Consider the following 18,640-nt stretch of genomic DNA (forward strand, 5'->3'; position numbering starts at 1 on the left):
TTTATCTAACCAGTACAAAACAATGAATAAAAGTTTAATTTTTTTACTATGGGTTTGGATTCTTACCCAACCTTCCTCTCTTTTTGCACAAGGTACAACACCCGTTATTAACTCTACCCTGACCGGTAAGGTCGTGGATGCCAAAACAAAAGAACCCCTGATTGGCGCTACCATTCAGATAAAAGGCATTACCAATGGGGCTTCTACAGATGTCAACGGTAAGTTCACGCTGAAAACTGCCCAGACATTACCGTTTACGCTTATCGTTACGTATGTCGGTTACAAGACTCGGGAAGTCGCGGCTGTTTCGAATACCATCGACATTGAACTGGAGGAAAATCTTGGCCAGTTAAGTGAAGTCGTCGTTGTAGGTTACGGGACGGTCAAGCGCAGCGACATCACGGGCTCGATTGCCTCCGTTCCCTTGGAAATTAAATCACAGCCAGTTGTCTCTCTCGAACGACTACTCCAGGGGTCCATTGCTGGGGTGACGGTTACGCAAACATCTGGTCAGCCAGGTGGTGGGGTGAGCGTTCAGGTCAGAGGCAGCAACTCGATTACCGCGGGTAGTGACCCTCTCTATGTAATCGACGGCTTTCCGATCAATAACGATTATGGCGTAAGCGATGCGGGCGTTACCGATGGCCCCAAAATAAACCCACTATCGTCTCTGAACACAGCGGATATTGAGTCAATCGACGTACTGAAGGATGCCTCCGCAACGGCCATCTATGGCTCGCGGGGAGCCAATGGGGTCGTTATCATCACAACGAAAGGGGGGTCAGCAAAAAAATCCACGATTAGCTACGATGCCTATTACGGACAGCAACAGGTAATCCGAACGCTACCCCTACTGAATGCCAGAGAGTGGTGGTTACTTCGAAAAGATGCGGCTGTCAACTCAGGCAAAACGCCTACCCTACCCAGTGTTTCTGGCTATTCCTTAGATACCACGGGGGCAGGAACCGACTGGCAGGCTGCGGGCTTCCGTAAAGCAGCCCAGCAAAGTCATAGTCTGTCCATCTCCTCCGGATCGGATAAAACCCGATTAGGCATTTCGTTTAACTACTTCAAGCAGGATGGCGTACTCCAGAATACGGACTTCAAACGAATGTCGGCACGGATAAATATTGATCATAACTACAGCAAAAAACTACGGCTTTCGACCAGCATTACGGGTAGCAATACGAAAGCGAATGTGGCTCCTGCGGCCATTGTCGGTGCTTTAATTTTAACGCCACCTGCGCTACCTATTTATCAGGACAATGGCACATTCGTTAAAAATAGCCCTTTCGAAACGGTCTATGCCAATCCCATCAATTCGTTGATGAACCAGATTAACCAGACGTCTACGAATCGGTTTTTGGGCAATTTTTCGGCTGAATACACCTTTTTTGAGGGGTTGAAAGGGAAAGTTCTGGTGGGTGCTGATGTTGTTGACAACAAACAGAATCGATACCTCCCGATCTCTACTTACGAAGGCTCAGCCCTGAATGGTGACGCGCTGGTGGGCTCTATTTTCACCACCAACTGGCTGAATGAAAATACACTCAGCTACGATAAGCATTTTGGCGGTAAGCACTCGCTTAATGCTGTTGTCGGTTTCACTGCTCAGCAGTCAAAAACAAGAGGTTCTGTGGCTGAAGCCGCCGGGTTTACATCAGACGCTCTCACATTCAATAACTTGGGAACCGGCATTACCAATCGCACCCCGGCTTCATCGTCCATCGACTGGTCTCTAGCCTCTTACTTAGGCCGAATCAATTATGTTTATGACGAACGGTACCTATTTACGGCTACCTTCCGCGCCGATGGTTCGTCGAAATTTGGCGATGGGAACAAATGGGGCTATTTCCCCTCGGCAGCCCTTGGCTGGAACATTAGCAATGAAAAATTCTTTAGTGAAGTTCGCCATGTTAGCTCGGCCAAACTTAGGCTAAGTGCGGGATCAACGGGAAATCAGAATATACCTCCCTATCAATCACTGGCCCAGTTAACGTACTATCCTTACAATTTTTCGGGCTCTACCGTCTCTGGCTATGCACCGAGTACTGTGGCCAACAAGAATTTGAGTTGGGAAAAAACCTTTCAGGTGGACGCAGGTCTGGATGTAGGTTTATTAAACGAACGTATCCATCTAACGGCCGACTATTACTATAAAAAGACAACAGATCTGCTGCTAACCCGTACCGTTCCCGGAACGTCTGGTTTATCGGATGTCTATAATGGTCAGGGATCGACAACCTATCAAAATGTTGGTGCCGTATCAAACCAGGGTATCGAGTTAAATATTAACTCCCGAAACATCACCGGGCCATTTAAATGGACGACCATCCTGATTTATGCCAAGAACACGAATAAGATTCTGAGCCTTGGCGATGGAGTTGATCAATATATCCCATCCAGTTCAGCCCCTTCCATCGCGAAAGTTGGCCATCCCCTCGGCTCATTCATCGTGTATCAAACCGATGGGCTGATTCAGCAAGATACGAAACCCCTGACTCCACAAGCCAACAACAAACCCGGCGGACAACAGTACAAAGATCTGAATGGGGATGGTCTTATCACGCAGGCAGGTGACCGGATTGTGATTGATAACCAGATCAAGTTTACGGCTGGTCTAACCAACACGTTTAGCTACAAAGGTTTCGATCTGTCGATTTTCTTCCAGGCTTCGGTGGGTGGTAAACTCTACAATGTTAACCGGGCTAACCTTGAATTAGGAACAGGCTACACCAACTCCTCAAAAGTCATGCTGGACCGATGGACGCCTACTCATACCAATACAGACGTGAAAGCCGCTTATCAGGACCCGGCCATTACTATCTCGGATCGGTTCATTGAGGATGCCACTTACTATCGGCTGAAAAACGCTTCGTTTGGCTATACGGTCCCTAAAACAGCTATTTCCAAAGTAGGTCTCCAGGGTTTACGGGTGTATGTATCAACGCAGAACGCGGCTACCTGGACCAAGTATACCGGCTTTGACCCAGAAGTTAGTTCAAGCGGACAAAGCCTGATTAATCGGGGCGTAGATGATGGCGTCTATCCCAACAATAAGTCATACCTGGCAGGCGTGTCTATTACCTTCTGATTAATTCGTTTAACAGTGCACAATCATGAAAAAATACTCATATAGCTTACTACTTATAGCGGCTTTCATCACCAGTTCCTGCAAGGAATTTCTGAAAGAACAACCCGAATCGATCATTTCAGAAGACCAGTACTATAAAACGGAATCGGATGCGGTAACAGCCATCAACGCGGCTTATTTCTTTCTGAATACGGCTAAAGTACAATCGCCTTATAATACCTTGTTTAATACAGGGATGAATATGGCCGGTGATGACGAAGATCCAGGTCCGGGGGCAACCAACCCCGATGTTCGGTCGCTATCCGTTTTAGCGCATTCAACCAGTAACCTTCGGGTGTACGAACTCTGGCAACAACACTATGCGGCCATTCGGAAAGCCAATGTCGTGCTGGCCAAAGTACCCGCCATTTCGTTTGCCGTACCTGCTACGAAAGATCGAATTCTGGGCGAAGCTAAATTTTTACGGGCTCTGTTTTACTTCAATCTGGTCCGTTTATACGGCGACGTTCCTCTGATTACGACGTATCAAAACTACGTGTATGCCTCCGATTATGCGGTTGCCCGCACGCCCTCAGCCGATGTATATGCGCAGATTGAGAAAGATCTGACCGAAGCGGCCCAGGTTCTGCCCGCGTCCTACAGCGCCCCCGATGCAGGACGCGCTACCGCAGGAGCCGCCAAGGCGCTATTGGCAAAAGTTTATTTGATCAAGGCATCCTTGCCGTTAAAATTGACCGAAAACTACCAGAAGGCAATCTCTAAAGCCGAAGAGGCTTTATCGCCTGCCGATGGCGGAACGGGTACGTATGGATACGATCTAAAAGCGGACTACTCACAGGTCTTCTTACCCGCGTATAAAAATGGCGCCGAGCATATTTTCTCTGCACAGATGAAGGGCAACTCGTATAGCCAGGGCAACTCTGAAAATCCGCGGGCCATTTTTACGTCGATTCCTGGCCTGACGGGCAACTACGCGCATATGGTTCGGTTCTACACCCAGGGCAACGACAAATTTTTCAATATCTACAAGCTTTATAAAGCCACCGATAAGCGCCGGGATGTCACCTTTGTCCGCAACTTTACCAGCCCGACAAACGGCAAAAAATACGGCCTTCCGATTGCCAATTCGGCCGTTGCTAATGATTCGACGCCCTTCTGGCATAAGTGGTGGGACCCCGCCAACACAGCGGTCACTAGTAACTCAGAGGCCAACGTACCCATTATCCGGTATGCCGAATTACTCCTGATTCATGCAGAAGCCGAAAATGAGGTAAATGGTCCAACCGCCAAAGCCTACAAATCAATTAACCGGGTACGCAAACGGGCTGGCCTGGCCGACCTGACCGCAGGCTTAAGTAAGGATCAATTCCGCGATTCCCTCTATCTGGAGCGTCGGCTTGAACTATCGTATGAATACCAGCGCTGGTTCGATCTAATCCGGGAAAAAGATGCCAGCGGCAATGGGATTCTGATCTCCAGCCTGCAAAAAGTGGGTAAAACCAATGTGGCTGCCAAGCACTACTTATACCCCATTCCGCAAACCGAAATTGACAATAACCCCAAGCTAACCCAGAATGCGGGTTGGTAACGATTCCACGGTTAGGTAGAGCAGCCCGGCAAACTGCTCTATCTAACAAATTTACCTTTTCGGAATCAGTAAAAGATGAAAGCAAAGTCAGCAACATCCTTAACAATGAGATCCTTAGCCGGGATAGCAATCTTTGGCTTAGGTAGTTTCATTGGCCCTGTCCACCTCACCCCCGTCCCCTCTCCTGGTTTTCAGGAGAGGAGTGCAGAACTGGCCTTCTCTAGCCCCTCCCCTAGTTTTCAGGGTTGGGGTGGGGTAGCTTCTGGCAAATCAAATACCTCCCCGCTCAACGTACTGGTTTTATACTCCGACGACCAACGGTATAACACCATTCACGCCCTGGGCAACGACGTCATCCAGACGCCCAACCTCGACCGGCTGGTGAAGCAGGGGGTTGCCTTTACACGGGCGCAGACAATGGGTGGTATGCATGGGGCCTTATGCGTACCGAGTCGGGCGATGCTGCACACGGGGCGGTACCTAAATGACTTACAAAAAACCGGCGATACCATCCCGGCAACGCATATTACATTACCCGAATACCTACGCACGAAAGGCTACCAGACCTACGCCATCGGAAAATGGCATAACGACAGAGCTTCTTTTTTCCGCAGTTATGCAAATGGCGCTTCGCTATTCTTTGGTGGGATGCACATGCCTGACAAGGGTGGTCAGGAGCACCCGCAGTTTGTGAACTACGATCCATCTGGAAAATTCAAGGAACCGAATCAAAAAGCAGATACGTATTCTTCGGAACTGTATGCGAATGAAGCGATTAAGTTTCTGGATCAGCAGACACCGACCACCAAACCCTTCTATCTATACGTCGCCTTTACTTCACCTCACGACCCACGTACACCAACGAAAAAGTACCGAAACCTCTATGACAAGAATCGGATTCCGCTGCCCACAAATTTCCTCCCCCAACATCCATTCGACAATGGTGATCTGGAGGTACGCGACGAAAAGCTGCTGCCCCGACCGCTTACCGAAGCACAAGCCAAAGAGGAACTGGCGTTGTACTACGGCATGATTTCGGAGCTGGACGCGCAAATCGGGCGTATTCTGGATGAACTGGACAAACAGGGGTTAACCAAAAATACCCTGATTGTTTTTGCGGGTGATAATGGACTGGCGGTCGGCAGTCATGGTTTACTAGGAAAGCAAAACGTTTACGAACATAGCATGCGAGTGCCACTGATAATCAGTGGTCCTACTCTGCCTAAAAACCAGCGAGTCGAAGCGCTCACCTACCTGGCGGATATTTTTCCGACGGTGACGGGCATTCTTGACATCCCAACGCCACCCACGGTTGAAAGCCAAAGCCTGCTGCCGTTTATTAAAAACCCGAAAAAACCGGGCCGTCAGCAGGTCTATTATGCCTACCGGGATTTGCAACGGGCCGTTCGCACTGCCGATAACTGGAAGCTGATCAAATACAACGTCAATCAGCAGCAAACCACTCAGTTGTTTAATCTCAATAACGACCCTTACGAGACAAAGAACTTAGCCGACAATTCGGCCTTTGCGCAAAAGAAGCAGCAACTGGAAGCGCTGTTAATCAGCGAAATGAAGACCTATCACGATGCGCTCGACATTACTAAACCTAACTGGGGGAAACAACCCTAAGTGCTCATGAAAAAGACTCCTCTTTTAATAACCAAATTCTCACTTGCAGCCTGGGCTCTGCTGGCGACAACAGCGAGCACCAGGGCTCAATACACACCCGTTCAACCCAGCAAAGCGACTATCGGCAAAACCGTAGCTGAAACCCAGCAGTGGTGGCCCGAACGGAAGAAAGCTCCACAGGGCGCTCCAAACATCGTCTGGATTTTGCTGGACGATATTGGGTTCGGGGCAATTAGCTCATTTGGTGGTTTAATCCAGACACCAACGCTGGACAGCCTCGCCTATAACGGTCTCCGGTATACCAATTTCCACACGACATCTATCTGTGCACCAACACGGGCGGCCCTGCTGACGGGTCGGAATCACCATTCGGCGCATATGGGTCTTTTTCCGGAAAACGCCATCGGAACGCCAGGTTATGATGCGCAGATTCCGTTCGAAAAAGCGACCATCGCTGAAATCCTAAAAGAAAATGGCTACAACACATTTGCCTTAGGCAAATGGCACATTACCCCGCTGGCCGATCTGACGCCAGCCGGACCGTTTAATCGCTGGCCAACGGGTCGTGGTTTCGATCACTTTTTCGGATTCCCATCTCGTGGAAGTACCGATCAGTGGCACACCGAATTTTGGGAGGATACGCGTCGGATAAAAGACCAGCAGAACGGAAAGCATTTTAATCAGGTGTTGGCCGACAAAGCGATCGAGTACGTTTCTGAACAGAAATCGGCTGCACCCGACAAGCCTTTCTTTTTGTATCTGGCAACGGGTGCAGGTCATGCCCCGCATCAGGTAGCAAAGGAATGGTCGGATAAATACAAAGGCAAGTTCGATGCCGGTTGGGATGCCTACCGCGAACAGGCTTTAGCCAATCAGATTCGTCTGGGTGTTGTGCCGAAAAACACGGTACTGCCTCCCCGTAACCCCGGCATTAAAGCCTGGAACACCCTCTCAGAGCCGGAGAAGAAACTCTATGCCCGTTTCATGGAAGTGTACGCTGGTTTCCTGAGCTACACCGATCACGAAATCGGCCGTGTGGTGAACCATCTGAAGCAAATTGGCCAACTCGACAATACGTTGATCTTCGTGTCGGTCGGCGACAATGGGGCGAGTAAAGAAGGCACGTTTGTCGGTACAGTCAACAATTTCGATCCGGAAATCTCGGACGAAGAACATCTAAAGAAAAATCTGAAAGAGATTGACCTGATAGGCACCGAGTTCGCTAAGGCAAATTACCCATTGGGTTGGGCAGCTGCTACGAACGTACCATTCCGGCAGTGGAAAACGGACGCCAATTCAGAAGGTGGTACCCGAAATCCGCTTATCGTTTTCTACCCTAAAGGCATTAAAGAAAAGGGAGCGTTCCGCACGCAATATGGCCACGTCATCGACATCCTGCCTACAACTGTTGAGTTGATCAATGCCCAGATTCCGCAAACTATCAACGGTTATAAGCAGGATGCTGTCGAAGGAACGAGCCTGGCGTATAGCATCAATGATGCAAATGCGACTAGCCGTCACACCCAGCAGTATTACGAAATTCTGGGTACCCGTTCGATTTACAAAGACGGCTGGAAAGCGGGTACGCTCCACGTTAAGAAGCAGCCGTTCGATCAGGACAAATGGGAGTTGTTCAATATGAACGAAGATTTTAACGAGTTGCACGATCTGGCAGCCAGCAACCCCGAAAAACTGAAAGAACTACGCGAGTTATTTGAAAGCGAAGCCATTAAATACAACATCTATCCATTGAAAGACGGCACACCACCAACCGTTGGGCCATCGGCTTACAAGAATCTGAATCAGGTTGTGTTGTATCCGGGCATTCAAACCCTGATCGATATTGCTAGTCCCCTCGCCGGGAAACAAGCCTTTACCCTAACAGCCGATGTGACGATTCCGGCTAACGGAGCCGAAGGAGTATTACTCTCACGGGGTGGCCGGGCTGGTGGACTTACCCTTTTTGTGCAGGACAAGAAATTGCAGTTTGTCTATAACCTCGGCGATGGCACCAAATACGCAGTCTGGTCAAAGGGCATATTACCAGTGGGAAAAGCGCAATTACGCGTCGATGTCCATTTTGATACCCAGAAAAAAGCGGGCCAGATCGATTTATATGTCAACGGGACGCAGGAAGCCAAAACAACCTTCGAACGCAGCATTGCCTCGATCTATTCGCACGAGGGTGTCAACGTCGGTTTTGATGACCTAACCCCCGTTTCGGATTCGTATAAAGTGCCCTTCGCATTCACAGGCAAAATCAATAAAGTCACCCTCGATTTCGAACCAGCCCAACAATCGTATCTGAAAAAGTAACGCGGACATCTTGTCCGCACTGTAGAAATCCGCGCGCGTTTCTGTCATTCCGACGCCGGAGCGGATTCCTCCTGACGTCGGAATGACAGAAAAATCGTCAGAATGACAAAACAAGATACTGGAAATACATTTCAAACAGCCCATTAATGCCTAAAAACATAACGCATATAGCCTTAACCTTGCTACTGGGTCTGCTCCTACCAGGCTGGGGATTCGCGCAGAAAAAGGCCAATCAGCCAACGAACATCATCTTTATTTTATCGGATGATCACAGTGCGCCCTTTCTGAGCAGCTACGGCTATCCGAGCATTAAAACGCCCAACATCGACCGTCTGGCGCAGGAAGGGATTCGGTATACCCGTGCCTATACGACGGCTCCTCAATGTGTATTGTCGCGTGCGGCACTGATGACTGGTCGCTCCACGCTCGATATTCAGATGACGCGCTTTTCAGCACCGCTGCCCGCTGATGTTATTACGTATCCCGAGCTACTACGAAAAGCGGGTTATTACACCGGTATTTGCGGACGAACTTTCCACCTGAACGGAAATCGCGGTGTGAAGGAATCGGCGGTGGTTTATGACAAATACGGTTTGGAGACCTTCAAAAACCGGGTCGATTACCTGCGCACGACACCCAACTCTGACACTATACAGCTTCAGTACAAGGAGTTTCTGGACAAGGCCCCTAAAAACAAGCCCTTTTTTCTACAGGTTGGCTACAGCGATCCGCACCGGGTCTTCACAGCGAAACAATTTGAGCCTGACCCAGCAACCCTTACGTTGCCGGAAGGATGGCCCGACACCAAGCTGGTACGGGAAGATTTCGCGGCTTATCTCGGCGAAATTCAGCGGCTGGATGGCGACGTAGGCCAATTGTTGGACGAAATCAAAAAGCGTGGACTGGACCAAAATACGCTGGTGGTGTTCATTGGCGATAATGGCGGAGCGCTGCTACGGGGTAAAGGCACGCTCTATAACCTCGGCATCAACGTACCGCTCATTGCGCGGCATCCTAGCCTAGTCAAAGCTGGGCAGGTGAATACTGCCATCATATCGGGCGAAGACATCGCACCGGCCTTTTTGCAGGTGGCCGGGGTAGACATTCCTAAAAATATGACGGGCAAAAGTCTGGTGCCCTCCTTTCAGCAAGCTTCGTACGAACCCCACGATTACGTCTTTTCGGTACGGGGCGCTCACGGTCATGGTTTACCCACCAGCACGGTTCATTTTGATTTGGGCCGAACCATTATTGGCAGCAGGTATAAGTTGATTTACAACGCCTTATGGCAATTACCTTATACGCCCGTCGATTTTGCAGCGCAACCCTTCTGGCTTGATTTAACCCAGCGACATGCCGAAGGCAAGTTAAATCCCAAGATTGACCAGCGCTTGTTTGCGGCTCGCCGGGAGATGTTTGAGTTGTTTGATTTGGAGAAAGACCCAAATGAGTTCACTAATCTCATTGACGACGAGCAACATCAGGACATTGTTCATGACTTGAAAACCCGACTACAGGAATGGATGATTCTCAACCGGGATTACCTCCCCTTACCGATTCCGCCGGAGGGGAAATATTAACTAGTCTCTACCGTTCGGTGTAGTCTGAAGACTACACCGAACGGTAGGCAACGCTAAACACATGATGACAATAAAGAAACGAATACTCGGCCTGTTGCTATTGGGCTTTTTTCAGGGAAAGGCACAAGCGCCTGCCGACCGACCCAACATTCTTTGGATCGTTAGCGAGGACAACAATACCTCGCTGATTGGCTGTTATGGCAATCCGTACGCGACAACACCCAATATTGACCAGTTTGCCAAACAGGGCATTCTGTACAAAAATGCGTTTTCGACAGCACCGGTTTGTGCGCCTTCCCGCAATACGCTCATCACGGGCATGTATCCGCCCTCACTGGGCACCGAGCACATGCGCAGTACGTATCCCGTTCCTTCGTTTGTGAAGTTCTTTCCGAAGTATTTGCGGGAAGCGGGTTATTACACGACCAACAATTCAAAGAAAGACTATAATACGATTGATCAGAAAGACGCCTGGGATGAGTCGAGTGATTCAGCGACTTACAAAAAGCGCAAAAATGGTCAACCGTTCTTTGCGGTGTTCAACCTGTTTGTATCGCACGAAAGTGGTTTACATAAGCCACTTCCGTCGCTACACCACGACCCGGAAAAGGCACCTATTCCGCCCTATCATCCCCGAACGGCTGAGTTTAAACACGATTGGGCGCAGTATTATGACAAGGTCGAAACCATGGATCAGCAATTCGGCAAACTGCTGAACGAATTGACTGATGCAGGACTGGCGGAGAATACAATCGTGTTCTACTATGCCGATAATGGCGGGGTGCTGGGACGTAGTAAACGGTTTATGTACGAATCGGGATTGCACGTACCTCTCATTGTTCATCTCCCCAAAAAATACGCCCACCTGGCAAAGGCAAAAGCAGGGACGCAAACGGACCAACTCGTTACGTTTCTGGACTTTGCCCCTACTATTTTGAGTCTGGTCGGCATTCAGGTTCCAGCGTATATGCAGGGGCAGGCATTTCTGGGTAGCCAGCAAAAACCCGAACATCAATATGCCTACGGATTCCGGGGGCGTATGGACGAGGCCATTGACCTGTCAAGATCGGTTCGGGATAAAAAGTACCGGTATATTCGGAATTATCTCCCGCACAAGATTTACGGTCAGCACCTGAATTACTTATGGCAGGCCCCTTCGATTCCCTCCTGGGAAGCGGAGTATAAAGCGGGTCACCTGAACGAAGTACAGTCCCGCTTCTGGCAATCCAAACCTGCCGAGGAGCTGTTTGATGTGGATGCCGACCCAGATAACATTCACAATCTGGCGGCCGATACTCGCTATTCAAAAGAGTTAATTCGGCTACGAAAAGCCAATGACCAGTGGCTCCGACAAAGCAACGATGTTGGCTTTATTCCAGAAGCTATGCTATCAAAAATTGCCAGCCAGGAGCCCGTATATAATTATGCCCATCAGGGAAAATACAATACCAATCGAATTATTGAAACGGCTACGCTGGCTTCGTCCCGCAACCCGGCTGATGCAGGTGAACTCATCAAACGACTTGCTGACACAGACCCGGTAGTCCGGTATTGGGCCGCTACGGGCTGTACCGTTTTGAAGCCAGTTGGTGCAAAAAACTCCCTGCAAAAACTCCTTCAGGACCCGGAGCCTGCGGTTCAGGTTGCCGCTGCCGAAGCACTGTATGGGCTTAACGAGAAGGCCGAAGCCATCGATTTACTAAAAAAAGCCTTGACTAATGAAAACCGTTTGGTTCGTCTTCAAGCTCTGAGCGTGCTACAAGGCATAGGCAAAGATGCGCTTCCGGCATTACCAGAAGTGAAGGAAATTGTAGCCCATGCCTCGAAAGGCTATTCAGTCGATACGGCCTACGATGTTCGTGCGGCCCAAAATCTGGTGGAAGAACTTAGCCATTAATACGATGTACACGTCCTCCAAAGAGCGCACCTTCCTGAGTTTAGCTCTGCTGATTTTCAGCAGTCTGATCGGCGTATTTGCTCAATCAACGAAGAAGCCCAATGTCATTATCATTATGGCCGACGATCTGGACAGTCGGCAGTTGAGTTGCTATGGGGGTCAAAACCTTCGCACCAAAAACATCGACGCGCTGGCGGCTGAGGGGCTGAAATTCAACCAGATTTATACATCCGAAGCCATGTGCGTACCAACACGGGCGTCGCTGTTTACGGGCCTGTATCCGGTGCGTCATGGGTCGTTCCAGAATCACAAACCTGTGTATGATAACCTGAAAAGTGTTGGGCATTACCTGGCCGATCTGGGGTATCGGGTTGGGCTGACGGGCAAAGATCACGTTACCAAACCCAAAACTGTTTTCCCGTTCGAGATCGTGAAAGGCTTCGAACCGAATTGCGTGGCACCGACAGATGACTACGAACTCGACGATGTGAAGGAGTACATTACGCGTGACACCAAGCCCTATTGCCTGTTTGTTATGAGCATCAATCCGCATGCTCCCTGGACAGTTGGCGACACCACTGAATTTGACGCCGACAAACTCATTCTTCCTAAAAACTGGGTCGATACGAAAGTAACCAGGCGTCAGTTTGTCAAGTATCTGGCGGAAGTTCGGCGGCTGGACAATCAGGTGGGCGATATTACCCGACTCCTGAAAGAAACGGGTCAGGATAAAAACACCATCGTCGTGTTTCTGGGTGAGCAGGGTGCCCAGTTTCCCGGAGCCAAATGGAATCTGTGGGACGTCGGGCAGAAGAGTTCGATGCTGGTGAAATGGCCCAGTAGCGTTAAACCCGGCACCCAGACCGACGCGCTGGTTCAATATGAAGATATTACCCCTACGCTTATCGACATAGCCGGTGGAAAACCTATTGCTGGACTGGATGGTAAAACGTTTCTGCCAGTGTTGCTGGGGAAAAGTACGAAAGCGCGGGACTACGCCTATGGCATTCACAACAACATCCCGGAAGGCAACCCCTACCCGATCCGCAGCATTCGCGACACTCGCTATAAGCTGATTCTGAATCTCACGCCAGACAAAGATTATTACAACCGGTTCATGATGAATCCAGCCCAGAAAGATCGCAATTCGGTCTGGTTTTCCTGGGCAAATCAGGCCACGAACGACCCGAACGCCAAACGAATCACCGAGCGCTTTGTCAAACGACCTGCTATCGAATTCTATGATACACAGGCCGACCCATGGGAGTTCAATAATCTGGCCACCAATCCAGCTTACCAGAATCGTATTAAACAATATCAACAAAAACTGGACGATTGGATGAAGCAGCAGGGCGATGCAGGAGCCTCGCTGGATATCATTTACACTAAAAAGAAGGAATGATCGCTACCACTTTGTCATCTGGGCAATTTTATGTCATCCCGACGCAGGAGGGATCTTCGGGTGATACCCTAAAATAGTTCTTGCCCGAAGATTCCTCCTATCGTCGGAATGACACAGTTCATGACAAAAAAACTCAGGATGGCAAACAAAGCACAACGCTATTTTATGAAATCGAAAATCAGCAACCTGTTCTCTTTCCTTGGCGCGCTTCTCCTAATCGGAACAACCGGTTTCGGGCAATCGGTGAAGACCAAACCCAACATTGTCTTTATTATGGCCGATGACCTGGGCTATACCGATCTGGGCTGTTATGGCAATCCGTACATCCGAACGCCCAACATTGATAAGCTGGCGAAAGGAGGATTGCGGTTCACTCAGGCGTATTCCGCTTGTCCGGTTTGCTCGCCATCAAGGGCTGCCATTTTAACTGGAAAGCATCCGGCCCGGCTACATCTAACCAATTTTATAGCCGGAGATCGGAAAGATGCCAACTCGCCGATTCTTCCTGCACAATGGACCAAATACCTGCCTTCTTCGGAGACGACGCTGGCCGAAATCGTGCAGCGTCACGGCTATCAAACGGGTATGATTGGCAAATGGCACTTGGGGAATGGCAATGCAGATTCAACCGCTCCGGCAGCGCAGGGATTTGGTTATGACCGAGTGATCGCCAAAAATGGGCTGGATTATTACAATTATACCATTACGGCCAAAGGCAAAACGGTTTTTGAAGATAACGGAACACACTACCTAACCGACAAGCTGACCGACTACGCCGTTGAGTTTATCGACCAGAACAAAAACCGTCCGTTCTTCCTCTATCTCACCTATTCCGCACCCCATGTCATGCTGGTGCCCAGAGCGGACAAACTGAAGTATTACTACGATCAGTACGCCAAATCGAAGGGCAAGTATAATCCGAACTATGCCGCTATGATCGAAAGCATGGACGATGGCGTTGGGCGCGTGGTTGAGCAACTAGCGAAACACAGATTACTTGATAATACGATTCTGGTTTTCACTTCCGACAATGGCGGGTTGGGTTTGCCGGAGCTTGGACCAACGCCCACCAATCTGGAGCCACTCCGGGCCTGGAAAGGCCATGTTTACGAAGGTGGTATTCGAATCCCGCTGATTTTCTGGTGGAAAGGACAAATACTTGAGCACGCTGAGACGAATAATTACATCACAGGAACTGACTTTCTTCCGACGTTTCTGGATGCGCTAAACATCCGGGATCAACCGGCCAGCTCCGATGGGAAGAGTTTTTATTCAGTGCTAAAATCGCCCGAAAAACCCAAAGATCGCGGACCCATTTTCTGGCATTATCCCCATTTCAGCAATCAGGAAGGGCGACCAGCCGGAGCCGTTCGATGGGGAGACTACAAACTGGTGGAGTTGTACGAGACGGGCAAACACGAACTGTATAATCTGGCCGACGATATAGCCGAGCGTAACGACCTCTCGGCAAGTCTTCCGGAAAAGACAAAGGAACTGGCCGATCTGCTAAAAAAATGGCGCTCAGAGGTAAAGGCTAATATGCCCGAGCCCAATCCAGATTATAAAAAACTATAAACCAAGCCGATGCCAGTCAGAACCTGGCTTTTTTACGCAACCTCATTCAATGGCTCGACCCCGCAAAAAGACCCACTCTCCGATAACTATGAACCAAATTATTCTTAGTCTGGCCCTATCGGCACTCGCTCTCAGCGCGTCGGTTGCTCAGCAAAAGTCCCGAACATCGGCAAAAGCAACTGCTGACAAACCCAATATCATTCTGGTGATGGTCGATGATCTGGGTTACTCGGATTTTGGCGCATATGGCTCCGAAATCAACACCCCGACCATCGACAAACTAGCCAGCGAAGGGCTGCGGTTACGTGAATTTTACAACAACTCCATCTGCGCCCCCACGCGAGCGTCGCTCATTACGGGGCAGTACCACCACAAAGCGGGCGTGGGGTATTTCAACGTCAATCTGGGTTTACCGGCTTATCAGGGCTGGCTCAATAAAGAATCGCTGACGTTTGGCGAGGTGCTCAAACAGGCGGGTTATCGTACCTATCTGTCGGGTAAGTGGCACGTTGGAAATGATAGTCTGTACTGGCCCAGGAAGCGCGGCTTCGACCGATTTTATGGGTTCATCAATGGTGCCAGCAACTACTACGACATCAGCCCCTATAAGGAAAAAGCCCCACCCGTCGAACTGGTCGAGGATGACAAACCGATCAATTTGGAACCGGGCAAGTACCTGACCGACGAGATTACGAACCACGCCATTTCGTACATCAACGAATCGGGAAACAAACCCGCCAAACCCTTCTTTCTGTATCTGGCTTTCAACGCTCCACACTGGCCGTTGCAGGCACCCGCCGAGGACATTGCCAAATACAAAGACCGTTACGCCATCGGTTGGGATTCACTCCGGAAAGAACGGCTGGCCAAGCAAATTAAACTCGGTATTGCCGATCCCAAACAAGCCATCGCTGCCCACGACCCAGAAGTGGTCCCCTGGGCAAGTCTGACCTACGACGAACAGCAGCTTTGGCAACGGAAAATGGAAGTTTACGCGGCAATGGTCGATCATGTCGACCAAAGTCTGGCGCGTATTCTGGCTGAACTCAAGCGACTCAAAGTTGATGACAATACGCTCATCGTGCTGATTTCCGACAACGGAGCGCAGGGAGGTCTGATCCCAACGGGACGGAAACGCCCGCGTAGTTCAGGGCCAATCGGGTCGGCAGGTTCGTATGATTATCAGGAGCAAAACTGGGCCTACGTATCGAATACGCCGTTCCGTAACTACAAAGCCACGCCTTACGAGGGCGGCATTAGTGCGCCTTTTATCGCCTGGTATCCAAAGAAAATTAAGGCAGGTACCATCGCCAAAGGCACCGCCCACCTGATCGATTTGGCCCCTACGTTTTACGATCTGGCTGGAGCGAAATACCCCGAAACCTTCAACGGCGTGAAGACCAATCCGCTGCCTGGGTTGAGCCTAACGAATCTGTTGTTTCAGGGAACAGCGCTTCCAATCGATCGGCCTATTTTCTGGGAACGGGCGGGGAATCGGGCGGTTCGCAAAGGCAAGTGGAAAATCGTATCCATCTTCCCGCAGAACAAATGGCAATTGTTCGATCTCGAAACCGACCGGGGTGAAACCACCGATTTAGCCACCCAACACCCCGACATTGTCAAAGACCTAAACGCCGAATACGAAGCCTGGGCCAAACGCACGGACGTAGAACCCTACGAAAAACTCCGCCCCGTTAGTCAGGGCATACCCGGCGGCAATGCTGGCCCTAACCAGAATCGAGCCGCTTCCCGTGTCGAATAAATATCGATTGACTTGAAAAGCTTTATGAAACGTAACATCATACAAAAATCACTGCTGGCTGTCGCGACTCTCTATGCTATAAACGCGTCGGTATTCGCCCAAAGCCCTACCCCCTCTGCCCGCCGGGATGCCGTACCACCCAATATCATTCTGATTATGGTGGACGATATGGGTTATTCAGACCTGGGCTCATACGGCTCTGAAATTCAAACGCCTAATCTGGATCGACTGGCCAATGAAGGACTGAGACTGAGAGAGTTTTATAACAACTCGATTTGTGCCCCTACGCGGGCATCGCTTATTACAGGGCAGTACCCCCACAAAGCTGGTATAGGTTATTTCAATGTCAATCTGGGTTTGCCCGCCTATCAGGGCTATTTAAACAAGCAGTCGCTCACCTTTGGCGAAGTATTGAAACAGGCCGGGTACAGCACACTCCTTTCCGGCAAATGGCACGTTGGAAACGATAGTTTGTACTGGCCTAAGCAGCGCGGCTTCGACCGGTTTTACGGAATTTTAGGCGGTGCTTCCAACTACTTCGACGCTGGCCCATTACCCATTGGGCGCCCTTCGCCAGTAACCGTTCTGGAAGACAATAAACGACAACATCCTAAACCCAACTCCTTTTATTTCACCGATGAAGTAACCAACCATGCCGTAACGTTTTTGGACGAACAGAATAAAGAGAACAAACCATTCTTCCTGTACTTAGCCTACACGGCTCCACACTGGCCGTTGCAGGCCCTGCCGGAAGACATCGCCAAATACAAAGGCAAATACGATGCAGGCTGGGATGCGCTACGTAAGGAACGGCTGACTCGTCAAGTCAAATTGGGGATCATCACCCAAAAGCTGGCCGATGCAGCCGCTGCCCGCGATGCCGACGTACCCGAATGGGATGCGCTGACCTATGAGGAAAAGCAACTCTGGAAAGCCAAAATGGAAGTCTATGCCGCCATGCTCGATCGTGCCGATCAGGGAATTGGCAAGGTGCTGGATAAACTGAAAGAACTCCAGAAAGACAAAAACACGCTGATTATTTTTATCTCAGACAACGGCGCGCCTGCCGAGGATGTAGCGCACTGGGGGCCCAAAGCGGGTCGCAATACGGGGCCAGTTGGAACGGCGGGATCGTTTGAATCGCAGGGTAAAAACTGGTCGTATTTGTCGAATACGCCCTTTCGGTCGTTTAAGTCATTTGCCTACGAGGGTGGCATTCGCACGCCATTTATTGCCTGGTTTCCGGGCAAAATCAAAGCAGGGACGTTAGCACGTGGCACTGGCCATCTCATCGACATAGCGCCTACGTTTTACGACCTCGCCAAAGCGTCTTATCCGGCTACGTATCAAGGAACTACGATCAATTCGTTGCCCGGAAAAAGCCTAACAAACCTGCTCTTCAATGGACAGGAGCTAGACGCACAACGACCGCTTTTCTGGGAGTGGGCGGGCAACCGGGCCGTTCGTCGGGGCAAGTGGAAACTGGTTTCGATCTATCCAAGCTACCAATGGGAGCTTTATGATCTGGAAAGTGACGCGGGTGAAACGCAGAATGTAGCCGCCCGAAATTCGAATCTGGTCGATGACCTGTCGGCACTGTATTTCAATTGGGCCACGCAAACCGACGTAGTCGACTACGACAAAATAAAGCCGAAAGAACCGCTTCTACCCACACCCAAAAAAACGTCGGTCGGAAACCGAAATTTCTAATATTGTTCATCCCGAAAGTCGTGCACGACCTCGTCCCTTGACAAGTATTCTAATCCCGAAGGGATGCTATGATTATAGAAAAAAGAA

Annotated in this window: 10 protein-coding genes; all 10 read left to right on the forward strand. The window is 50.0% G+C overall.

Annotation, left to right across the window (positions count from 1 at the left end; translation table 11 throughout):
• The first annotated feature begins 22 nt into the window (after nt 1-22).
• Nucleotides 23-3,094: a SusC/RagA family TonB-linked outer membrane protein gene (locus tag ACYVGR_RS01775; protein WP_460953443.1), complete on the forward strand. Its 3,072-nt coding sequence runs from the start codon at nt 23-25 to the stop codon at nt 3,092-3,094.
• Between the two features lie 25 nt (nt 3,095-3,119).
• Nucleotides 3,120-4,682, forward strand: coding sequence for a RagB/SusD family nutrient uptake outer membrane protein (locus ACYVGR_RS01780; RefSeq protein ID WP_460953444.1), 1,563 nt, complete (start codon nt 3,120-3,122; stop codon nt 4,680-4,682).
• A gap of 105 nt (nt 4,683-4,787) precedes the next feature.
• Nucleotides 4,788-6,311 carry a sulfatase-like hydrolase/transferase gene (locus ACYVGR_RS01785; protein ID WP_460953446.1) on the forward strand — a complete coding sequence of 508 codons (1,524 nt, stop codon included), beginning with the start codon at nt 4,788-4,790 and terminating at the stop codon, nt 6,309-6,311.
• A 6-nt stretch (nt 6,312-6,317) separates the two neighbouring features.
• Entirely contained in the window at nt 6,318-8,627 is a 2,310-nt protein-coding gene (locus tag ACYVGR_RS01790) for a sulfatase-like hydrolase/transferase (RefSeq protein WP_460953448.1), read from the forward strand.
• 146 nt (nt 8,628-8,773) lie between these two features.
• A complete protein-coding gene (locus ACYVGR_RS01795; protein ID WP_460953450.1) occupies nt 8,774-10,207 on the forward strand; it encodes a sulfatase family protein in 1,434 nt (477 codons plus the stop codon).
• A 61-nt stretch (nt 10,208-10,268) separates the two neighbouring features.
• Nucleotides 10,269-12,104 (forward strand): sulfatase-like hydrolase/transferase, encoded by a 1,836-nt coding sequence (locus ACYVGR_RS01800; protein ID WP_460953452.1) that lies wholly within the window; start codon nt 10,269-10,271, stop codon nt 12,102-12,104.
• Nucleotides 12,105-12,108: 4 nt separating this feature from the next.
• Nucleotides 12,109-13,506 (forward strand): sulfatase family protein, encoded by a 1,398-nt coding sequence (locus tag ACYVGR_RS01805; RefSeq protein WP_460953453.1) that lies wholly within the window; start codon nt 12,109-12,111, stop codon nt 13,504-13,506.
• Nucleotides 13,507-13,671: 165 nt separating this feature from the next.
• Nucleotides 13,672-15,081, forward strand: a complete 1,410-nt coding sequence (locus ACYVGR_RS01810; RefSeq protein WP_460953454.1) for a sulfatase — start codon at nt 13,672-13,674, stop codon at nt 15,079-15,081.
• Between the two features lie 88 nt (nt 15,082-15,169).
• Entirely contained in the window at nt 15,170-16,843 is a 1,674-nt protein-coding gene (locus ACYVGR_RS01815; protein WP_460953456.1) for an arylsulfatase, read from the forward strand.
• 24 nt (nt 16,844-16,867) lie between these two features.
• A complete protein-coding gene (locus ACYVGR_RS01820) occupies nt 16,868-18,553 on the forward strand; it encodes an arylsulfatase (RefSeq protein WP_460953458.1) in 1,686 nt (561 codons plus the stop codon).
• Nucleotides 18,554-18,640 lie beyond the last annotated feature (87 nt).

It is taken from the genome of Spirosoma litoris, assembly GCF_054776755.1.